General features: G+C 41.9%; 19 protein-coding genes and 2 pseudogenes. 12 read left to right on the top strand and 9 right to left on the bottom strand.

The features are described 5' to 3' along the window. Positions 1 to 69: 69 nt before the first annotated feature. From SST111_RS04265 to SST111_RS04250, 4 genes are all read right to left on the bottom strand, one after another. Positions 70 to 912, bottom strand: coding sequence for a VOC family protein (locus SST111_RS04265; protein ID WP_099810134.1), 843 nt, complete (start codon positions 910 to 912; stop codon positions 70 to 72). A 101-nt stretch (positions 913 to 1,013) separates the two neighbouring features. Continuing rightward, entirely contained in the window at positions 1,014 to 1,415 is a 402-nt protein-coding gene (locus tag SST111_RS04260; protein ID WP_099810133.1) for a nuclear transport factor 2 family protein, read from the bottom strand. 14 nt (positions 1,416 to 1,429) lie between these two features. After that, positions 1,430 to 2,050, bottom strand: a complete 621-nt coding sequence (locus SST111_RS04255; RefSeq protein WP_099810132.1) for a thioredoxin — start codon at positions 2,048 to 2,050, stop codon at positions 1,430 to 1,432. Positions 2,051 to 2,217: 167 nt separating this feature from the next. Next, on the bottom strand, positions 2,218 to 2,757 hold the full coding sequence (locus tag SST111_RS04250; RefSeq protein ID WP_099810135.1) for an NADPH-dependent FMN reductase: 540 nt from the start codon (positions 2,755 to 2,757) through the stop codon (positions 2,218 to 2,220). 246 nt (positions 2,758 to 3,003) lie between these two features. Between SST111_RS04250 and SST111_RS04245 the strand changes: the two genes are divergently transcribed. Beyond that, the gene (locus tag SST111_RS04245; protein WP_099810131.1) at positions 3,004 to 3,351 is read left to right on the top strand and encodes a winged helix-turn-helix transcriptional regulator; all 348 of its coding nucleotides are present in this window, start codon (positions 3,004 to 3,006) and stop codon (positions 3,349 to 3,351) included. Positions 3,352 to 3,375: 24 nt separating this feature from the next. Here SST111_RS04245 and SST111_RS04240 read toward each other — a convergent pair whose 3' ends face one another. Continuing rightward, the gene (locus tag SST111_RS04240) at positions 3,376 to 5,073 is read right to left on the bottom strand and encodes a M3 family oligoendopeptidase (RefSeq protein ID WP_099810130.1); all 1,698 of its coding nucleotides are present in this window, start codon (positions 5,071 to 5,073) and stop codon (positions 3,376 to 3,378) included. A 138-nt stretch (positions 5,074 to 5,211) separates the two neighbouring features. Between SST111_RS04240 and SST111_RS04235 the strand changes: the two genes are divergently transcribed. The 3 genes and pseudogenes from SST111_RS04235 (at position 5,212) to nmlR (ending at position 7,295) form a co-directional block, all read left to right on the top strand. Then, on the top strand, positions 5,212 to 6,147 hold the full coding sequence (locus SST111_RS04235) for a manganese-dependent inorganic pyrophosphatase (protein WP_099810129.1): 936 nt from the start codon (positions 5,212 to 5,214) through the stop codon (positions 6,145 to 6,147). Positions 6,148 to 6,234: 87 nt separating this feature from the next. Further along, positions 6,235 to 6,796: pseudogene (locus tag SST111_RS12620) on the top strand (phage tail protein). 88 nt (positions 6,797 to 6,884) lie between these two features. Further along, complete coding sequence (gene nmlR, locus SST111_RS04220) at positions 6,885 to 7,295, top strand: stress response transcriptional regulator NmlR (protein ID WP_024393144.1); 411 nt, start codon at positions 6,885 to 6,887, stop codon at positions 7,293 to 7,295. Positions 7,296 to 7,316: 21 nt separating this feature from the next. Here the strand turns inward: nmlR and SST111_RS04215 are convergent, their stop codons facing one another. Next, the gene (locus SST111_RS04215) at positions 7,317 to 7,631 is read right to left on the bottom strand and encodes a DUF3270 domain-containing protein (RefSeq protein ID WP_002938687.1); all 315 of its coding nucleotides are present in this window, start codon (positions 7,629 to 7,631) and stop codon (positions 7,317 to 7,319) included. A gap of 160 nt (positions 7,632 to 7,791) precedes the next feature. Here SST111_RS04215 and SST111_RS04210 point away from each other — a divergent pair, with 160 nt between their 5' ends. Beyond that, positions 7,792 to 8,721, top strand: coding sequence for a peptidase U32 family protein (locus SST111_RS04210; RefSeq protein WP_024384623.1), 930 nt, complete (start codon positions 7,792 to 7,794; stop codon positions 8,719 to 8,721). 121 nt (positions 8,722 to 8,842) lie between these two features. After that, positions 8,843 to 10,129, top strand: a complete 1,287-nt coding sequence (locus tag SST111_RS04205) for a peptidase U32 family protein (protein ID WP_024385886.1) — start codon at positions 8,843 to 8,845, stop codon at positions 10,127 to 10,129. Positions 10,130 to 10,287: 158 nt separating this feature from the next. Here SST111_RS04205 and SST111_RS04200 read toward each other — a convergent pair whose 3' ends face one another. Next, positions 10,288 to 10,611, bottom strand: coding sequence for a hypothetical protein (locus tag SST111_RS04200; protein ID WP_013730213.1), 324 nt, complete (start codon positions 10,609 to 10,611; stop codon positions 10,288 to 10,290). 91 nt (positions 10,612 to 10,702) lie between these two features. Between SST111_RS04200 and SST111_RS04195 the strand changes: the two genes are divergently transcribed. Next, positions 10,703 to 10,918, top strand: a complete 216-nt coding sequence (locus SST111_RS04195) for a YdbC family protein (protein WP_004194749.1) — start codon at positions 10,703 to 10,705, stop codon at positions 10,916 to 10,918. 11 nt (positions 10,919 to 10,929) lie between these two features. Here the strand turns inward: SST111_RS04195 and SST111_RS04190 are convergent, their stop codons facing one another. Beyond that, positions 10,930 to 11,469, bottom strand: coding sequence for a biotin transporter BioY (locus SST111_RS04190; protein ID WP_099810128.1), 540 nt, complete (start codon positions 11,467 to 11,469; stop codon positions 10,930 to 10,932). 205 nt (positions 11,470 to 11,674) lie between these two features. Between SST111_RS04190 and SST111_RS04185 the strand changes: the two genes are divergently transcribed. Further along, entirely contained in the window at positions 11,675 to 12,412 is a 738-nt protein-coding gene (locus SST111_RS04185) for a cyclase family protein (RefSeq protein ID WP_099810127.1), read from the top strand. A gap of 50 nt (positions 12,413 to 12,462) precedes the next feature. Here SST111_RS04185 and gorA read toward each other — a convergent pair whose 3' ends face one another. Continuing rightward, positions 12,463 to 13,812 carry a glutathione-disulfide reductase gene (gorA, locus tag SST111_RS04180; RefSeq protein ID WP_099810126.1) on the bottom strand — a complete coding sequence of 450 codons (1,350 nt, stop codon included), beginning with the start codon at positions 13,810 to 13,812 and terminating at the stop codon, positions 12,463 to 12,465. Between the two features lie 213 nt (positions 13,813 to 14,025). Between gorA and SST111_RS04175 the strand changes: the two genes are divergently transcribed. The 4 genes and pseudogenes from SST111_RS04175 to SST111_RS04160 form a co-directional block, all read left to right on the top strand. Then, on the top strand, positions 14,026 to 15,192 hold the full coding sequence (locus SST111_RS04175; RefSeq protein WP_099810125.1) for an efflux RND transporter periplasmic adaptor subunit: 1,167 nt from the start codon (positions 14,026 to 14,028) through the stop codon (positions 15,190 to 15,192). Beyond that, on the top strand, positions 15,173 to 15,868 hold the full coding sequence (locus SST111_RS04170; protein ID WP_099810124.1) for an ABC transporter ATP-binding protein: 696 nt from the start codon (positions 15,173 to 15,175) through the stop codon (positions 15,866 to 15,868). The genes SST111_RS04175 and SST111_RS04170 overlap by 20 nt, the downstream gene beginning before the upstream one ends. Further along, a complete protein-coding gene (locus SST111_RS04165; protein WP_043029071.1) occupies positions 15,869 to 17,116 on the top strand; it encodes an ABC transporter permease in 1,248 nt (415 codons plus the stop codon). Between the two features lie 122 nt (positions 17,117 to 17,238). Then, positions 17,239 to 17,625: pseudogene (locus SST111_RS04160) on the top strand (LLM class flavin-dependent oxidoreductase); the annotation flags it as partial. Positions 17,626 to 17,694: the final 69 nt, after the last annotated feature.

Here is a 17,694-nt window from a genome sequence, read left to right as displayed (position 1 = left end):
TTAGACGTCGCTGGAGAGAAACGGCTTATAGCCGGTGTACAAGCCACCCGTTTTCACGGGTGGTTATGACTAATCTAAAACAAGCTTAGTCTTTATACCATCCACATCAACAAAGGCTGCGCTATTGTCTAGTCTTTGAAGGTTTAGGTTTGCAGCTGTGGCGCGTTCTAGGGTTGCTTTAAAATCTGCTGGGCTAGAGTAGATGACTGTGTAGTAGGCAAGTCCTGGCATACCTTCTATTCGTGTTTGGAGATGTTTTCCGCCCCATTCATTGACAGCTAGGTGGTGATGGTAGTCGCCTGAGGCTAGCCAGGCTGCAGATGGGACGGAGAATTTATCCTCGACAGCTAGGACTTCTTGGTAAAATCGGCTTGAAGCGGAGCTTTCTCGGACAGATAGATGGACATGACCCATGCGACTGCCAGCTGGCATCTGATAGGCTGCGTCAGCTTTTTTCCCTAAAGCATAGATCGTTTCAGCATCCATAGGCTCAGTGATGCCAACAATTCGTCCATCTGGGCGGACATCCCAAGAGTCTTGCGGGAGGTCGCGGTAAATTTCGATGCCATTGCCTTCGGTGTCGGCTAGGTAAATGGCTTCGCTGTAACCGTGGTCGCTAGCGCCTTGGAGGGGAATCTTATTGTCGATAAAGTGGCGGAAAATGGTCCCTAGGTCCTCACGGCTAGGTAGGACAATGGCCAAGTGATAGAGTCCGTAGCTGTGGCTAACTTCACCTTTCTGCTCTGTTTGAATAAGTCGAATAAGGATGTTTTTTCCAACGCCAAGATCAATCTGGTTAGAGTTTTTAGTCAGAACTTGGAGGCCCAATACCTGCTGGTAAAACAGGCTTTGGAGTTCCAGATTGCGGACATTGAGGGCAACATGGCCCAGCTCAAATTGGGAATTGTACATAGGAATACCTGACTTTCTGATACAATTTATAGGAATTTTCGAATTACTTAGTATCTTTTGGTGAACTAATATGTGACGAATAGACTTTTGAAAATTGATTTTTATCTCATAGCTTTCTCAACAAGTGCGCTATCTACGATTTGGATAAAGTGTGTAATTTTATTTTCAGCATTAAAATCGTAAATATGGACAAAATCTGCTTGAAAGGATTTCTGAGTAAGGTTGTAGCTCCCCTTGTAGTAGCCATAAACCATGACACGGTTTCCTGAAAAGGCGTAATCAACAGGTGTGGCACTATAATTGGTCCATTCAGAACCTAGTCTTGCATGGACGTTTTCAATCACGGCATCTGGACCGATATAAGTACCGGCATAGGGAAAGCCTGCAGCTTCTGTCCAAGAGATATCAGCAGCCAAATGGCTCTTGAAATCTTCTATTCGACCTTGAGCAGTAGCTAGATAAGTCTCTTCTAAAATATTTTTATATAATTGATTTTTTGACATAGGTATTTTCTTTTCTATTGAGCAACTGCCTCTTGGAAATTTTTTTCCAAATCGTCTACTGTGCGAACTTGGTTAATAAGGTTAAAGAAGTTCCCGTCTTTTTCAAGTAACAAGGTTGGGAAAGAGGTTGCCCCAATTTCATAAGCCTTGATAAAGTCTGGGTGTAGATTTTCTGGTTGATTCAAGATGCTTGATAGTTCTTCCATAGCCTTTGTAGGTAACTGATAGCTACCAATTAGGCTGGTGTAACTGTCTGCTTGACTGAGGTCTAACCCATCTTCAAAAAATAAGGCTTGAATGTCTAATGTTAGCTGAGCATGGTTAGGTGTCTCAACATAGTTTTTCAAGACTGAGTAGGCTCTAGCAGGACCAAGGGAGTCCATGGTAAAGTCCTTATCCATAAACAATTGATTGTAGTTATCGCCAAAAGACATTTGGTAATAGCTTTCGATTTGTTTGTTGATGGTCTGTGCCTGCTGGAAATCAACCATTTTCTTTTTGTTATCTCCGACAAACAAGCCTCCGTTAATGACCTCTATTTCTATGTCAGGATGGTCTTGCATGAATTTTGTGAAAATGTGGTTAAAGCCATAGGTCCAACCACAATAAGCATCGATGATGTAATATAGTTTCATTTTAATTTTCTTTCATCTTATTTTCTTGGTTTTTGATTAGAATTTACCATTGCTATTGGAAGTTTTGGAATCTTCCTCGATTGGTACAACAACATCCCAGAGTTCTGCAATTTTATCAACTTCAACTCGATAAAGATCATAGAAGGATGTATATTGACCTGTAGAATCTAAGCTTCTAACAAAGCTTGAGCTTGTGCTTGCAGACTGGCGATGGCTTCCTCTGACAATACCAACTGTCCATTTCCCCATGCTTCTGGGTTGACGGTAGTCCCTGTGAACTCGCCTACAACTTGCATACGAACAAATGGTAGGAGTACATGGTAGCTAGCGAACATTGGCTCGTGTCCAGCATTGGCAACAGATGACACGGTTACAACCTTATCTTGGAGAGCAGATGGGCCACGTGTTTCTGACAAGTCTAGGGCACGGCTGAGCCAGTCAATCAAGTTCTTCACAGTACCAGGGATTGCAAAGTTGTATACTGGTGAGAAAATCCAGATGGCATCTGCAGCCATAATCGCATCGCGTGCAGCTTGGACAGCTGGCAAGACTGGTGTTTCAAGGTCTTGATTCATAAGCGGGATTTCTTTATAGTTAAGATAAGATACAGTTGCTTGACCTTCTAAGATGCTTTCAGCTTGCTTTGCCATTTGGTGGTTGAATGAACCTTCACGTAGTGAACCGACGATAAATAGAATGTTTTTCATGTTTTTTTCTTCCTTTTTTGTAAATATATTTTTGAAAACTGAGATTAGTGACATAGGTACTCCTTTGTATTATATAGTGCAATTGATATTCATTGTATCACTCCTTTTGAGAAAATACTTTCCTGCTCTCGCAGTTTATGGTATTATTGTAACAGGTACTAAAAAAATACAAGTACGATTTTTTTGAATAGTCACTATCTTTTTATGAAGTAATGTGTAGTATCAAGGGAAAATAAAGGAGAAATTATGGCAACTTTCACACAACATACAGTTCCGGAGTGTCCTTATGTGACCACTCAGAGTGTCTTATCAGGGAAATGGAGTATGTTATTACTACATCATATCGAAGAAGGTCCCATTCGGTTTAATGAATTGCATCGTCGATTAACAGGGATTTCCCAAGCAACCTTGACCAAGCAACTCCGACAATTAGAAGAATATGGATTGATTACGCGTAAGGTTTACGCCCAGGTTCCACCAAAAGTGGAGTATGAACTAAGTGAGATTGGGCAGGAATTTAAGTTGGTCTTGGAGCAAATTGAAACATTTGGAGAAAAATACATCAACTTTGTCAAATCAAAAAAATCTGAATGAGCTGTTCATTCAGATTTTTACGTTTTAGAGTTCGTCATCCTTAACTGCATCTAACCAATCGGCAGCAGCCTTAGCGGTACTTTCGAGGGCACCTTCTTTGAACGGTGATTGGAGGTTTGCGGCTTCAACCACTTGCAAGAAGGACTTGGTGCCGCCCAAATCACAGATGCGGATGTAGTCTTCCCAAGCATTTTCATCGTGATCTACTTGCGTACGTTTCCAGAATTGGAGGGCACAAACTTGGGCCAAGGTATAGTCGATGTAGTAGAATGGACTAGCAAAGATATGACCTTGACGATACCAGAAGATACCGCGGTTAAGAGCTTCTGACTCAGAATAATCACGGTCTGGCAGGTAGAGGTCTTGGAGTTTTTTCCAAGTTGCCTTACGTTCTGCTGGTGTCAATTCTGGATGTTCATAGACTTCGTGCTGGAAGTGGTCCACCAAGACACCGTAAGGCAAGAAGAGTAGGGCACTTGCCAAGTGGGTGAATTTATACTTATCGACTTGTTCCTTGAAGAAACGATCCATCCAAGGCCAAGTCATAAATTCCATAGACATGGAGTGGATTTCACAGGTTTCATAGGTTGGCCAGACAACTTCTGGACTTTGGATCCAACGGGAACGATAGACTTGGAAGGCATGACCAGCTTCGTGGGTCAAGACATCAATATCACCGCTGGTTCCGTTGAAGTTAGAGAAGATGAATGGGCTCTTGAAGTCAGGGATGTAGGTGCAATAGCCACCGCTGTTTTTACCTGGTTTTGCGACCAAGTCTAAGAGTTCATGCTCAATCATGAAATCGAAGAACTCGCCTGTTTCTGCGGATAATTCGCGGTACATATCTTGAGCTTGGCTGACGATAAAGTCAGGATCACCTTGAGGAACAGCATTTCCATCCAAGAACTCAAGGTTGAGGTCGTAGTGCTTGAGGCTTGGAACTTGCAAGCGTTTGGCTTGGCGTTGACGCAAATCTTGTACAATCGGTACGATGTGTTTGAGGATTTCTTCACGGTAGACCTTGACCATGTCACGATTGTAGTCGAAACGGTTCATCTTGAGGTAGCCGTATTCCACATAGTCCTTGAAGCCGAGTTTGTGGGCGATTTCTGTGCGGACTTTTACTAATTCATCATAAACACGGTCAAAATCAGCTTCCTTGCTTTCAAAGAAGGCAGTTGTGGCAGCAGATGCAGCCTTGCGGACTTCGCGGTCAGTTGATTGACCGAATGGGCCCATTTGTGCCAGGTTGTAAGTCTGACCTTGGAAATCAATTTCTGCACCAGCAATCAATTTGCTGTACTCATCGGTCAATTCATTTTCCTTTTGGAACAAGGGAATCACAGCAGATGAGAAGGTCTTGAGCTTGTTTTCTGCCTGCATGAAGAAGGTTTTAGGCAAGATGTCTGACAACTCTTCCTTGTAAGGGGTCTGAACAATGACACGGTAGTAGTTGGTGGTCAATTCTTCAAAAAGTGGTGAATATTCATTCCAAAACTTGGTTTCTTCATTGTAGAACTCATCGTTCATGTCAATAGTATGACGGATCATCCAGAGGTTGTACTGGGTATCGACCAAGTTGAGTAATTTTGTAACAGCTGCCACAAGTGTACGAGTTGTTTCCAAGTCATTTGCCTGAGCCAACTGGTCTGTCAAGTCAGAAAATTGAGCCTTGATAGCTTCATAATCTGGACGGACATAGGTATAGTCTGAAAATTTCATATGATTCTCCTTTTGTATTGCTACCTTCTATCTTACTCTTTTTGAAAACGTTTGGCAAATCTGGACTCGTCCATGTTCACATTGGGCTTTATTTATGGTAAAATATAGGAGATTATTAGAAAAAATGAGGTTGTAGACATGTCTAAATTTTTAGTTTTTGGTCACCAAAATCCTGATACAGATGCCATTGCATCATCGTACGGCTGGGCTCACTTGGAGCGTGAAGTGTTTGGTCGTGATGCGGAAGCAGTTGCACTTGGAACGCCAAATGAAGAAACAGCGTTTGCGCTTGACTATTTTGGTGTTACTGCACCGCGCGTGGTCGAGTCTGCTAAGGCAGAAGGCGTTAGCCAAGTCATCTTGACAGACCACAATGAATTCCAACAATCAATCGCAGATATCAAGGATGTGGAAGTGGCAGCTGTTATTGACCACCACCGTGTTGCAAACTTTGAAACGGCAAATCCATTGTATATGCGTTTGGAGCCAGTAGGTTCAGCATCTTCAATCGTTTATCGTGCCTTCAAAGAAAATGGTGTGACGCCTCCAAAAGAAGTAGCAGGCCTCCTCTTGTCAGGCTTGATTTCAGATACGCTCTTGCTCAAATCACCAACCACTCACGCAACAGATCCACAAGTAGCAGCTGAATTGGCGGAAATTGCTGGTGTGAACTTGGAAGAATACGGCTTGGCACTCTTGAAAGCAGGAACCAACCTTGCCAGCAAGTCAGCAGAAGAATTGATTGACATCGATGCCAAAACATTTGGCTTGAATGGAAATGACGTGCGTGTAGCCCAAGTCAACACAGTGGACATTGCAGAAGTCTTGGAACGCCAAGCAGAAATCGAAGCAGCTATGACAGCAGCATCAGCAGCAAATGGCTACTCTGACTTTGTTTTGATGATTACAGACATCGTTAACTCAAACTCTGAAATCCTTGCTCTTGGTAGCAACATGGACAAGGTGGAAGCGGCCTTCAACTTCAAGTTGGAAAACAACCATGCCTTCCTAGTAGGTGCTGTTTCGCGTAAGAAACAGGTGGTGCCACAATTGACAGATGCTTTCAACGCCTAATAAATTTTTCTACCGACCTCGAACCTGAAGTCGGTAGGAAGGCCTTACCTAGCACCTTCGGGTGCTTTCTTTATTGAAAGGAAAATCATGTCTTATACAGTAAATTTTAAAGAAGTCGAAACGACAGGCTTGGAAACTAGTCCAGTCGCAGAAGTCTTGGCAGGTCTGCGTGCCAATGAAGCCCGCTATTTCTGGAACAAATACAAGCAGGAGTTCGTGGTCTATAGCCCAGAGGAGAAGCCTGAAATCCTGCCCTTCATCGAGAAGGTCTTGGCAGAGCGTTTTGTGCTTTGATAGTCACTCCCCTGACTATCAAACTCCCCTACACTCCTTCAACCCAGCCCAACTTTTATAGTCTTTCAGTTTGCTTTTAGTACTAGGCAACGAGCTGCAGGCAGTACTGGAGTACGGCAAAGCGAGTTAACGCAGTAATAAAAGATAAACTGAATGACGATATGACAATGGTCTGGCTGTCAATGTCCTCTATACACTGGAAGAAGGAGGCAAACGAGCGGTCGGTTTCAAATTGTCAGACGGCATTGAAATACCAAAAGAATTTGAAGGAAAATTCAAGTTTGCCCGCCAACGCTCTAAACTAGCAGGCGAGATTCGTGGCACTTTTTTTGTTGTCAAGGGTGATTATTTATAGGGTAGTAAATCTGGGGAAACCCAGATTTTTTCTCACATACTTGACTTTAAGGTGTATAATAGACATACAAAACTAAGGGAAGATGAATATGAACATTAAAGAAGTTTGTGAAGTGACTGGTCTATCAGCTGATACCATTCGCTACTATGAGCGGATAGGGCTTATTCCCAAAATTGCAAGAAAATCTTCTGGAGTAAGGAACTTTTCGGAAAGTGATGTAGCCATTTTGGAATTTATCCGCTGTTTTAGGAGTGCTGGTATGTCTATTGAGCGCTTGATTGAGTATATGGGCTTGGTGCAGGCAGGAGATAGTACAGTGGAAGCTCGGATTGATTTACTAAAAGAGGAACAGGAAGAACTGCGGTCACGCTTGTCGGAAATTCAGCAAGCTCTAGATCGTTTAGATTATAAAATAGAAAATTACCAGACTATATTAAGAGGTGCAGAGAATCAATTGTTTACAGACGGCGGTAGTTCATTCAAAAAAGGCAGAGGATAACTTCTCTGCCTTTATACTTCATTATTCATTTTTTCTTATAACTTGTTTGGGTTTAAATTTCTTCTTTAGCCCAATTTGAACCAAACGTAGTCCAAGAAAACCCGTCGCACTTGCCAATATGATGGCAACAAAAACAGGAATGCCTACGGATAGATAGACATAACTAGCGATGACTGTTATCAAACTAAAAAATGCGATATTAACAAAAAACAACAATTCCTTTAGACGTTCTTTATTGGTATTTTTTGCCTGATAGGTTTGAAAATTAGCCTTTTTCTCTTTCGGGATATACTCTTCGTACTGGTACTCATGGGACTGATAGTGTCTTAATGCCATATCGTCTCCTTCTCTGCTCCCTAAAGAATACCATAACATTGCTGAATTTTTATGTCATTTATATTACAATAATGTTACAAGAGAAAGATTAGAAAAGTCTGAATATTAAAATACAGGTAGTCACTTATCAGATATTTCTCTTTTTGATATAATTATCTTTATGGAAAAAATTATCATTACAGCAACAGCTGAAAGTATTGAGCAGGTCAAAGAACTGCTTGCAGCAGGAGTTGACCGTATTTATGTTGGGGAAGAGGACCATGCCCTTCGCATCCCAACAAATTTTACCTATGATGAACTCAGGGAAATAGCAGAGCTAGTTCATAGCGCTGGGAAGGAATTGACGGTCGCTGCCAATGCCCTCATGCACCAAGATATGATGGACAATATCAAACCGTTTATGGAGCTAATGAGGGAAATCAAGGTTGATTATCTGGTTGTCGGAGATACTGGAATTTTCTATATCAATAAACGTGATGGCTACAATTTCAAGCTAATCTATGATACATCTGTCTTTGTGACTTCCAGCCGTCAGATTAACTTTTGGAAAGATCATGGAGCAGTAGAGGCTGTTTTGGCAAGAGAGATTCCATCAGAAGAACTCTTTGATATTGCTAAGAACTTGGAAATGCCAGCGGAAATCTTGGTCTACGGCGCCTCTGTTATTCATCATTCTAAACGAACCTTGTTACAGAATTACTACAATTTTACAAAGGCTGATGAGACAGATTTGTCACGTGGACGCGGACTTTTCTTAGCTGAGCCGAGCGACCCAGATAGCCACTATTCTATCTTTGAGGACAAGCACGGTACCCATATCTTTATCAACAATGACATTGATATGATGACCAAGCTGTCAGAATTAGATGAACATGGTTATCATAATTGGAAACTTGATGGTATCTATTGCCCTGGTCAGAACTTTGTTGAAATTGTTAAGCTTTTTGTTCAAGCAAGAGATTTGATTGAAAAAGGCGAATTCACTTATGATCAGGCCTTCCTTTTGGATGAACAGGTTCGCAAGCTCCATCCAGCTGAACGTGGCTTGGATACAGGCTTCTACGAATTTGACCGCAATAAGGTTAAATAAGTTTCAGTTTAATCATATATTTATTATTTTACTTACTCTATCCTGGCAGAGTTAGCTCTGCCCTAAGTTTCCGAATGAAACAACATCGTTATTCTATCCTGCAAATAGAAAGAAGTTTATTATGTCAAAAACATTAAAGCGTCCCGAGGTCTTGTCACCTGCTGGGACTTTGGAGAAATTGAAGGTAGCCATTGATTATGGTGCTGATGCTGTCTTTGTCGGTGGCCAGGCCTACGGTCTGCGTAGCCGTGCAGGGAACTTTACCATGGATGAGATGCGGGAAGGGATCGAATATGCCCATGCCCGTGGTGCCAAGGTCTATGTAGCTGCCAACATGGTCACCCACGAAGGCAATGAAGAAGGAGCGGGAGCTTGGTTCCGTGAACTACGAGACATGGGCTTGGATGCGGTTATCGTTTCCGACCCAGCCCTCATCGTTATCTGTGCAACCGAAGCACCGGGTCTTGAAATTCACCTGTCAACCCAGGCATCATCTACCAACTACGAAACCTTTGAGTTTTGGAAGGAATTGGGCTTGACCCGTGTCGTTTTAGCCCGAGAAGTGACCATGGAAGAGGTGGCTGAAATCCGCAAACGCACAGACGTGGAGATTGAAGCCTTTGTTCACGGAGCCATGTGTATTTCCTACTCAGGCCGCTGCGTCCTCTCCAACCACATGAGCAAACGCGATGCCAACCGCGGTGGCTGCTCCCAGTCTTGCCGCTGGAAGTACAACCTCTATGACCTCCCATTTGGCGAAGAACGTCGTTCGATTAAAGGGGAAATCCCAGAGGAGTTCTCTATGTCTGCGGTGGATATGTGTATGATCGACCATATTCCAGACATGATTGAAAATGGGGTCGATAGCCTGAAAATCGAAGGCCGTATGAAATCTGTCCACTACGTATCAACCGTAACCAACTGCTATAAGGCGGCGGTTGATGCCTATCTGGAAAGTCCAGAAAAGTTTGAGGCCATCAAACAAGACTTGATTGACGAAATGTGGAAGGTTGCCCAACGGGAATTGGCAACAGGTTTCTACTATAGCCCGCCGAGTGAAAATGAGCAACTCTTTGGAGCCCGCCGTAAGATTCCAGAATACAAATTCATCGCCGAAGTAGTGGCTTTTGACAAGGAAACCATGACTGCAACCATTCGTCAGCGTAATGTTATCAACGAAGGTGACCAAGTAGAGTTTTACGGACCAGGTTTCCGTCATTTTGAAACCACTATTCAGGAACTTCGCGATTCAAATGGAGAAAAGATTGAACGTGCCAACAAGCCGATGGAACTCTTAACTATTAAGCTGGACCGTGAAATCTATCCTGGTGACATGATTCGTGCCTGCAAATCAGGTCTCATCAACCTCTACCAAGAGGACGGGCAATCCCTAACTATTCGTGCATAAAATAAAAAGGCCGAAATTTCAGCCTCAGAACGTAGATAAACTCTTAGAAACATTGATATTTCGATGTTTCTGAGAGTTTTTAATTTTCAACATAAAGAAAAAAGATTGAAGAAAATTGTCCAAAATGGACTTTTTCTTCAATCTGCAAGGCCGAAATTTCAGCCTTTTGTTTGTTGTTGAGAAGTCTTGATGCTATCTGGAACCAAGGTAACTTTTTTGATGTCCTCGATTTTTATAATGCTGGTAACCTGACGTTTGAAATTTTTCATGATAATCCGTTGGCGATCGGTATCATATTTTACAATGTCACCTGTGAAACTACGATCACCATAGATGACATGGACTGCAGCTTTTTTATATAAAGCCAGCTCCAAGTTATTCTTGATATCTTCCTTGCTATCTGGCTCAATAGACTTAGGAGCTTTGCCATGTTCTAAAAAGACGGTAATCTGCTCGAAAATAACTTCTAAAAACCTCTTCATGGCATAATCCTTTCAAACTTGATATAATTATATTATCTAATTTTTATAAAAATGACAAGCTTTTTCGAATAGATAAGTGAGGAGGTAACAAATGGCAGAATTTACATTTGAAATTGAAGAAAAATTATTGGTCTTATCTGAAAATGATAAAGGATGGACCAAGGAGCTTAATCGAGTATCTTTTAATGGAGCACCAGCCAAGTATGACATCCGTACCTGGAGTCCTGACCATACCAAGATGGGGAAAGGGATCACTCTTAGCAATGAGGAATTTCAAGTTCTACTCGATGCGTTTGCTAATAAATAAATGAAAGAAGCCTAAGAAAAATAGGCTTCTTTTTTGGTGATAGGTTGCAATAGGCGGTGGCATAGAGTAACAATGGAAATTTTGACCAAGTCTGGCAGGATAAAGGGAAGGACTGTCCAGGCTAAGGTATCTGACCAGCTCGCTCCTGAAACTAGCTTAAATACAAAACAGCCGAGAAGGAAACAGATACTTGTTCCAAGTAGACAGGCTAGAAAAATTGTGACTGGTGAGGAGTCTGATTTAGTGAGGGCAGAAGTGATGATAGTGTAGAGTAGAAACCCCCATAGAAAGCCAGATGTCGGTCCTGTGAGTGCAGCAAAGCCACCAGAAAAACCAGCAAAAACAGGTAAACCGATAGCGCCTAGAGTTAGATATAGCATCAAACTTGCAATTGCTTCTTTCGGATTATATAAACAAGCTACTAAGCCGATTGCCAAGGTTTGCAGGGTAAAGGGAATAGGCCCGATAGACAGACTGATTTGCGAAAGAGTGGAAATTAAGGCTGTTCCAATAGCGATATAAACAAGTGATTTGATAGAAGTTGTTTTCATCTGTTATCCTCTTAAAATTTTATGGTTAACAAAAATTATAGTGAGATTGGATAAGAAAGTCAATGCTCTTTCATCGGCTGTAACAACTCTATAGGTGATTTTTATAACAGCTAATAAGAAACTTATATAGTAAAAAAACAACAAATTATATGCAAAACAACCTATACCTATGCTAGAATAATAAAAAAAGAAAGTGAGAATTTCTATGACAGAATTACTTGATATTTACCGTACTCTTAAATCTAAAACTTGGGTAGACTTGACTCACCAAATCAATGAAAAGAGCCCGCATTTCCCTGCGCTACCAGCTCTCGAAAAGAAAGCCCTATTTACTCATAAGGATGGTTTCTTTGTCGAACAATTTACGGTTGTGGGGCAGTACGGAACCCATATTGATCCTCCGATTCATTTTGTAGAAGGAGCTCGTTATCTTGATGAGATTGATTTGAAAGATTTACTCCTGCCACTCTACGTTATTGATAAATCATCTGCTGTTATAGCAAATAATGACTACGAGATAACTAAGCAGGATATTTTAGACTTTGAGGCTGAATATGGTCCGATTGCGCCAGAATCTTTTGTTGCCTTTCGTTCGGATTGGTCAAAGCGCTGGCCCAGTCAAGATGCCATTCGTAATCTAGACGAAGATGGAGTTCAACGTACACCAGGATGGAGTCATGAAGCTCTAGAATATTTGATTGAAGAATGTCAGGTGAAAGCAGTTGGCCATGAAACTTTGGATACCGATTCAGGAGTATCTGCAGCCAAACACGGAGGAAGTTTACCAGAAGAATACTATCTCCTATCAAAAGATATTTATCAGTTGGAAGTATTGGCAAACTTGGATCAGGTACCACCAACAGGTGCATTGATTTCAATCGCTTTTCCTCATTGGGAGAAGGCTTCGGGTTCACCAGTGCGAGCAATTGCTATATTACCATAAGAAAAAGTCCAGACAGTGCTGACCTTCATGTCTGGACTTTTTCAATTGAGTTAACGCATAGTGACAAATTCTTCAGAACCTGTCGGATGGATGGCGACAACGGCATCAAATTCTTCTTTTGTAGTTCCCATTTTGATAGCAACTGAGAATCCTTGAATCATTTCATCGACACCATAGCCAATGCCGTGCAGTCCAACGACTTTTTCATTTTCTCCTACAGTTACTAATTTAAACTTAGCCATTTGGCGATTGTTTTCTAGGGCAGTGTACATAGAAGTAAAGGCTGAAGTATAGACTTTTACATTGTCCTGACCGTATTGAGCAATTGCTTCGTCCTCAGTTAGACCAACGGTTCCGATAGCGGGGTGAGAAAAGACGACAGTTGGGATGGTTGTGTAATCCATTTTTGCGGTTGGTTTATTGTTAAATAAACGTTCTGCCAAAAGGCGACCTGCCTTGATTGCAACGGGTGTTAATTCTTTTTCACCAGTTACATCACCGAGGGCATAGATGCCTGGTACAGCTGTTTCTTGGTATTCATTGACAGAAATATGTCCTGAAGAAGTAAGTTGAACACTAGTTGCTTCCAGGTTGAGTTTGTCAATATTTGGTTTACGTCCAATTGCCCAAAGGACCTTCTGAGCAATATGGTTACTACCGTCAGCAAAGTTAATCTGGATTTGTCCATCATCAGTTTTTTCAAGACTGACAGGAGTTTTCCCGGTATGGAGTGGAAGGTTGGTTCGTTGCATTTCTTCCATCAAGGCATCAACAATGTAGGTATCAAAGCTACGAAGAGGGCGATTTCCACGAACAAAGAGGTCAGTTTGGACACCGAGTCCATGTAGGAGACCAGCCATTTCTACAGCGATATAACCAGCACCAATCACAGCCACAGAAGAAGGTAATTCCTCCCATGCAAAGACATCGTCAGATACAATCCCTAGCTCACTGCCAGGAATAGCAGGGACTACCGGTTTGGCGCCAGTTGCGATGACAATGTGTTTTGCACGAATCAGTTCACCATTGACTTCAACCGTTTGATTATCCACAAAACGTGCGAAACCCTGGATAACTTCTACTCCGTTATTGTTAAAAGTATTACCGTAGGATGCGCGTGAACGCTCAATATAGGCTTCGCGATTTTTACGCAAGGTGGCAAAATCAAAGGTCACTTCTTGGCTAGTAAATCCATATTCAGGTCCATAGTGGTGAATGGCTTCTGCTACCTGAGAACCGTACCACATAATTTTTTTGGGTACACAACCAAGGTTAACACAGGTCCCTCCTAGATAGCTTCCTTCGATCACAGCAGCCTTAGCCCCATAGATAGCAGCACGGTTCATAGTAGCAATACCGCCGCTGCCCCCACCAATGGCAATAATATCAAATTCTTTCATGAGTTTTTCTCCTCTAAATGATAATTATCTTCATTCTATCGTTTTTTTACTTATCAATCAAAAATCCGCTACGTTACCTTACAAAAATGTAAGTAGGAAAAATACCGAACTTTTTGTAAAATGATTAAGAAAACACTTGCAAAAAAACGTGTATTTGTGTATTATAAAGACAATACAAAATAAATATGTTTTGAATTAGAAAAGGAGTATCATATGTTAAAGACAAAGAAAGCTAAAATTGCTTTGTTCAGTGGTCTCAGTGTTGCGGCTGTCGCCTTAATTGGTGGTGCCTTGGTATTTGGAGGTGTATTAGGTGGTTCCTCACCAACTTCTACAGAGCAAGTTGCGACCAGTTTGACCTATACAGTAGCTAAAGAGGGATCGATTGCTTCATCGACCTTATTGACAGGAACGATTTCTGCAGCAGATGAACAATACGTTTACTATGATCCTTCAAAAGGAGATTTGAGCGAGGTCTTGGTTGAGCCAGGAACTCAAGTTGAGGTAGGAACACCTTTGATTCGCTATGATGCAACAGAATTACAGTCTGCTTTGGATACTGCTGTTCGAGGACGGGATAAGATTGGGCGTCAGATTTATGATTTGAGAAACAATGGTCAGACTGTTCAAACAACTGGTGATGCTGCAACAGATGAAGCGGCAACAGCTGCAGCTCAACGTTCAGTAGATATGCAGTTGGCAGACTTGAATGATTCGTACGCAGATGCACAAGCTGCTGTGGATAAAGCGTATACAGCCTTGCAAGAAGCTACCGTTACAAGTACAGTAGCTGGTACAGTTGTGGAAGTGAATAAATCTGTCTCAAAAAGTTCAACTTCTAGTCAGACCGTTGTTCATATCGTCAACCAAGGTAGCCTACAAGTGACAGGAAATTTGACAGAATATGATTTGGCAAATATTGCAGTTGATCAAGAAGTGAAATTAACCAGCAAGGTATACCCAGATAAGTCATGGACTGGTAAGATTACCTATATTTCAAATTATCCAACAACAGATCAAACCGCAAGTGCAGTAGCAGGTGCAGGTGGTGGTTCAGGTGCCAAGTATCCTTTCAAGGCTGCCTTGACCAGTGAATTGGGCGAATTGAAACAAGGTTTTACTGTGAATATTGAAGTGGTTAATACTACCAATCATATTTTAATTCCTGTAACAGCAGTTGTTCCAGAAGAAGATAAAAACTTTGTATGGACAATTGTGGAAGGGAAGGCTAAAAAAGTAGAGGTTACCCTTGGAAATGCAGATGCTCTCAATCAAGAGGTGACAACAGGTATTGCAGCAGGAGATCAGGTCATTACTATTCCAACTCCAGACCTTGAAGAAGGAAAAGAGGTTGAAGCCAATGAAGAACCAACTTATTAGATTAACTAATATCAACAAATCCTATAAAAATGGCGACCAAGAACTGCGTGTCCTTAAAGATATCGATTTAGAGGTGGAAGAAGGAGAATTTCTTGCTATTATGGGACCCTCTGGTTCAGGTAAATCAACCCTGATGAACATTATCGGGCTTTTAGATCGTTCCAGTTCAGGGAACTATTGGTTAGAAGGTGAAGAAGTCAGTCAACTTTCTGAGAAAAAATTAGCTCAGGTTCGGAATGACCAAATCGGGTTTGTCTTTCAACAATTCTTCCTGCTATCAAAACTCAATGCTCTTCAAAATGTTGAGTTACCTTTGATTTATGCAGGGGTTCCAGCCAATCAACGGAAAAAATTAGCTAAACGTTATTTGGAGAAAGTGGAGTTGGCTGAGCGGATGACTCACCTGCCATCTGAGCTATCAGGTGGACAGAAACAGCGGGTTGCCATTGCGCGTGCCTTGGTCAATACACCAGCTATTATCTTGGCGGATGAGCCAACAGGTGCCTTGGATACCAAGACAGGTGAGCAAATCATGGAACTCTTGACAGAGTTGAATAATGAAGGAAAGACCATTATCATGGTTACACACGAACCTGAAATTGCTGCCTATGCCAAACGTAAAATCGTTTTGCGTGACGGTATCATTACCGAAGATAGTAGAAGGGAGGAGGTATAGATGGAAAATTGGAAGTTTGCCTTAAAATCTATCCTAGCTCACAAGATGCGTTCTCTCTTGACCATGTTGGGTATTATCATCGGTGTGGCCTCTGTTGTGATCATTGTAGCAATGGGAACAGGTATGTCTAAGAGTATTGAAAAGTCCCTGGCTGGTGATCAGAATAACGTTCAGGTCTACTTTACTCCTTTTGTTGGAACAGAAGAACGAACCCAAGGTGCATTTACGTACACAGTTCCTGGCGAGGCTTCTGAAGAACAGGAGCCAGATGTAACGGACACAATGTTAAAGGGGCTTTTGGAAATCGATGGGCTCAGTGGCTACTACATTAGTGCTTCAAGTACCTCTACTGTAGCAGCGGGCAATGCGCAAGCTGATAATGTCTTTATTACTGGTGTTAGTCAATCCTATTTTGACATAAAGGCATTAGAAATCTTGGCTGGCCGTCGTTTTACTGCTAACGATTACAGCCGATTTTCCCGTATTATCATGTTGGATGTTGCCTTGGCTGAGAAGCTTTTTGGTTCAACCGATGCAGCCCTCAACCAAATCGTCAGTGTCAATGCCAATTCTTACCTTGTAGTTGGTGTTTACAAAGATCCCAAAGCAGGTACTTCCCTCTATGGTTTCAACTCAGGCGGAAATGCCATTATGACCAATACGCAACTAGCTGCTGAAATGGGTACCAAGGAAAATAGTGGGCTCTATGTCCATGTAGAAGATGTGAGTAGAGCTGCTGAGGTTGGTCAGGCTGCCGCAGCATACTTGACCAACATTACAGGTCTAAAGGAAGCCCGTTATGATATCTATGATATGTCAGCTATGTTAGATGATTTTAAGAACCAAATGTCAGGTGTCACTACGTTTATCGGTGCTGTTGCAGGAATTTCACTTCTTGTAGGTGGTATCGGTGTTATGAACATCATGTTGGTATCTGTGACTGAGCGGACACGTGAAATCGGTCTTCGTAAAGCTCTGGGGGCAACCCGAGGAAATATCCTTATGCAGTTCTTGATTGAAGCCATGGTATTGACCACTTTAGGTGGAGCAATCGGTTTAGCTATCGCTCAAGCCATTGTGTTTATTCTCAACGCCACAAAGGTTATGGGAGAGATGACAGCTGAAATATCAATACCGGTTGTATTAGGAAGTTTAGCCTTTTCAGCAGCAGTCGGAATTGTCTTCGGCGTTCTTCCTGCTAATAAGGCTTCTAAGCTTGATCCAATTGAGGCATTACGTTACGAATAATATGATGAAACGATTAGGTTTTCCTAGTCGTTTTATTTTGTGAGCAAAGCTCTTGACATTATCACTAGTTAGAGATAAAATAATACCATCAAATAAGTAAAATATGTAAAGGAGAACACATCATGGTAGAATTAGGTATTTCAACATTTGGCGAAACAACTCCACTAGAAAAAACAGGGGAAACTTACAGCCACGACGAGCGGATTCGCCAGCTAGTCAAAGAAATCGAACTAGCTGATGCTGTGGGGCTTGATGTTTATGGGATTGGGGAACATCACCGAGAAGATTTTGCGGTTTCTGCACCTGAGATTGTGCTGGCAGCTGGTGCCGTCAATACCAAGCATATCAAGTTAACATCAGCAGTTTCAATCCTTTCCTCCATGGACCCTGTAAGGCTCTATCAGCAGTACACTACCATTGATGCTTTGTCAAATGGCAGAGCGGAAATCATGGCGGGGCGTGGTTCCTTTACCGAGTCCTTCCCCTTGTTTGGCTATGATCTCCACGACTGATATGTAAAGCCCTTTGTCAAGTAAAAACAATCGAACTGATTAAAAAATGAAAAGTATCTAGAAAGA

It is taken from the genome of Streptococcus suis YS161 (assembly GCF_002760245.1).
In the GTDB taxonomy this organism is placed as follows: Bacteria; Bacillota; Bacilli; order Lactobacillales; family Streptococcaceae; genus Streptococcus; species Streptococcus suis_I.
Note: the sequence above shows the minus strand (reverse complement) of the source record. Positions and strands in the feature narration are given on the sequence as shown.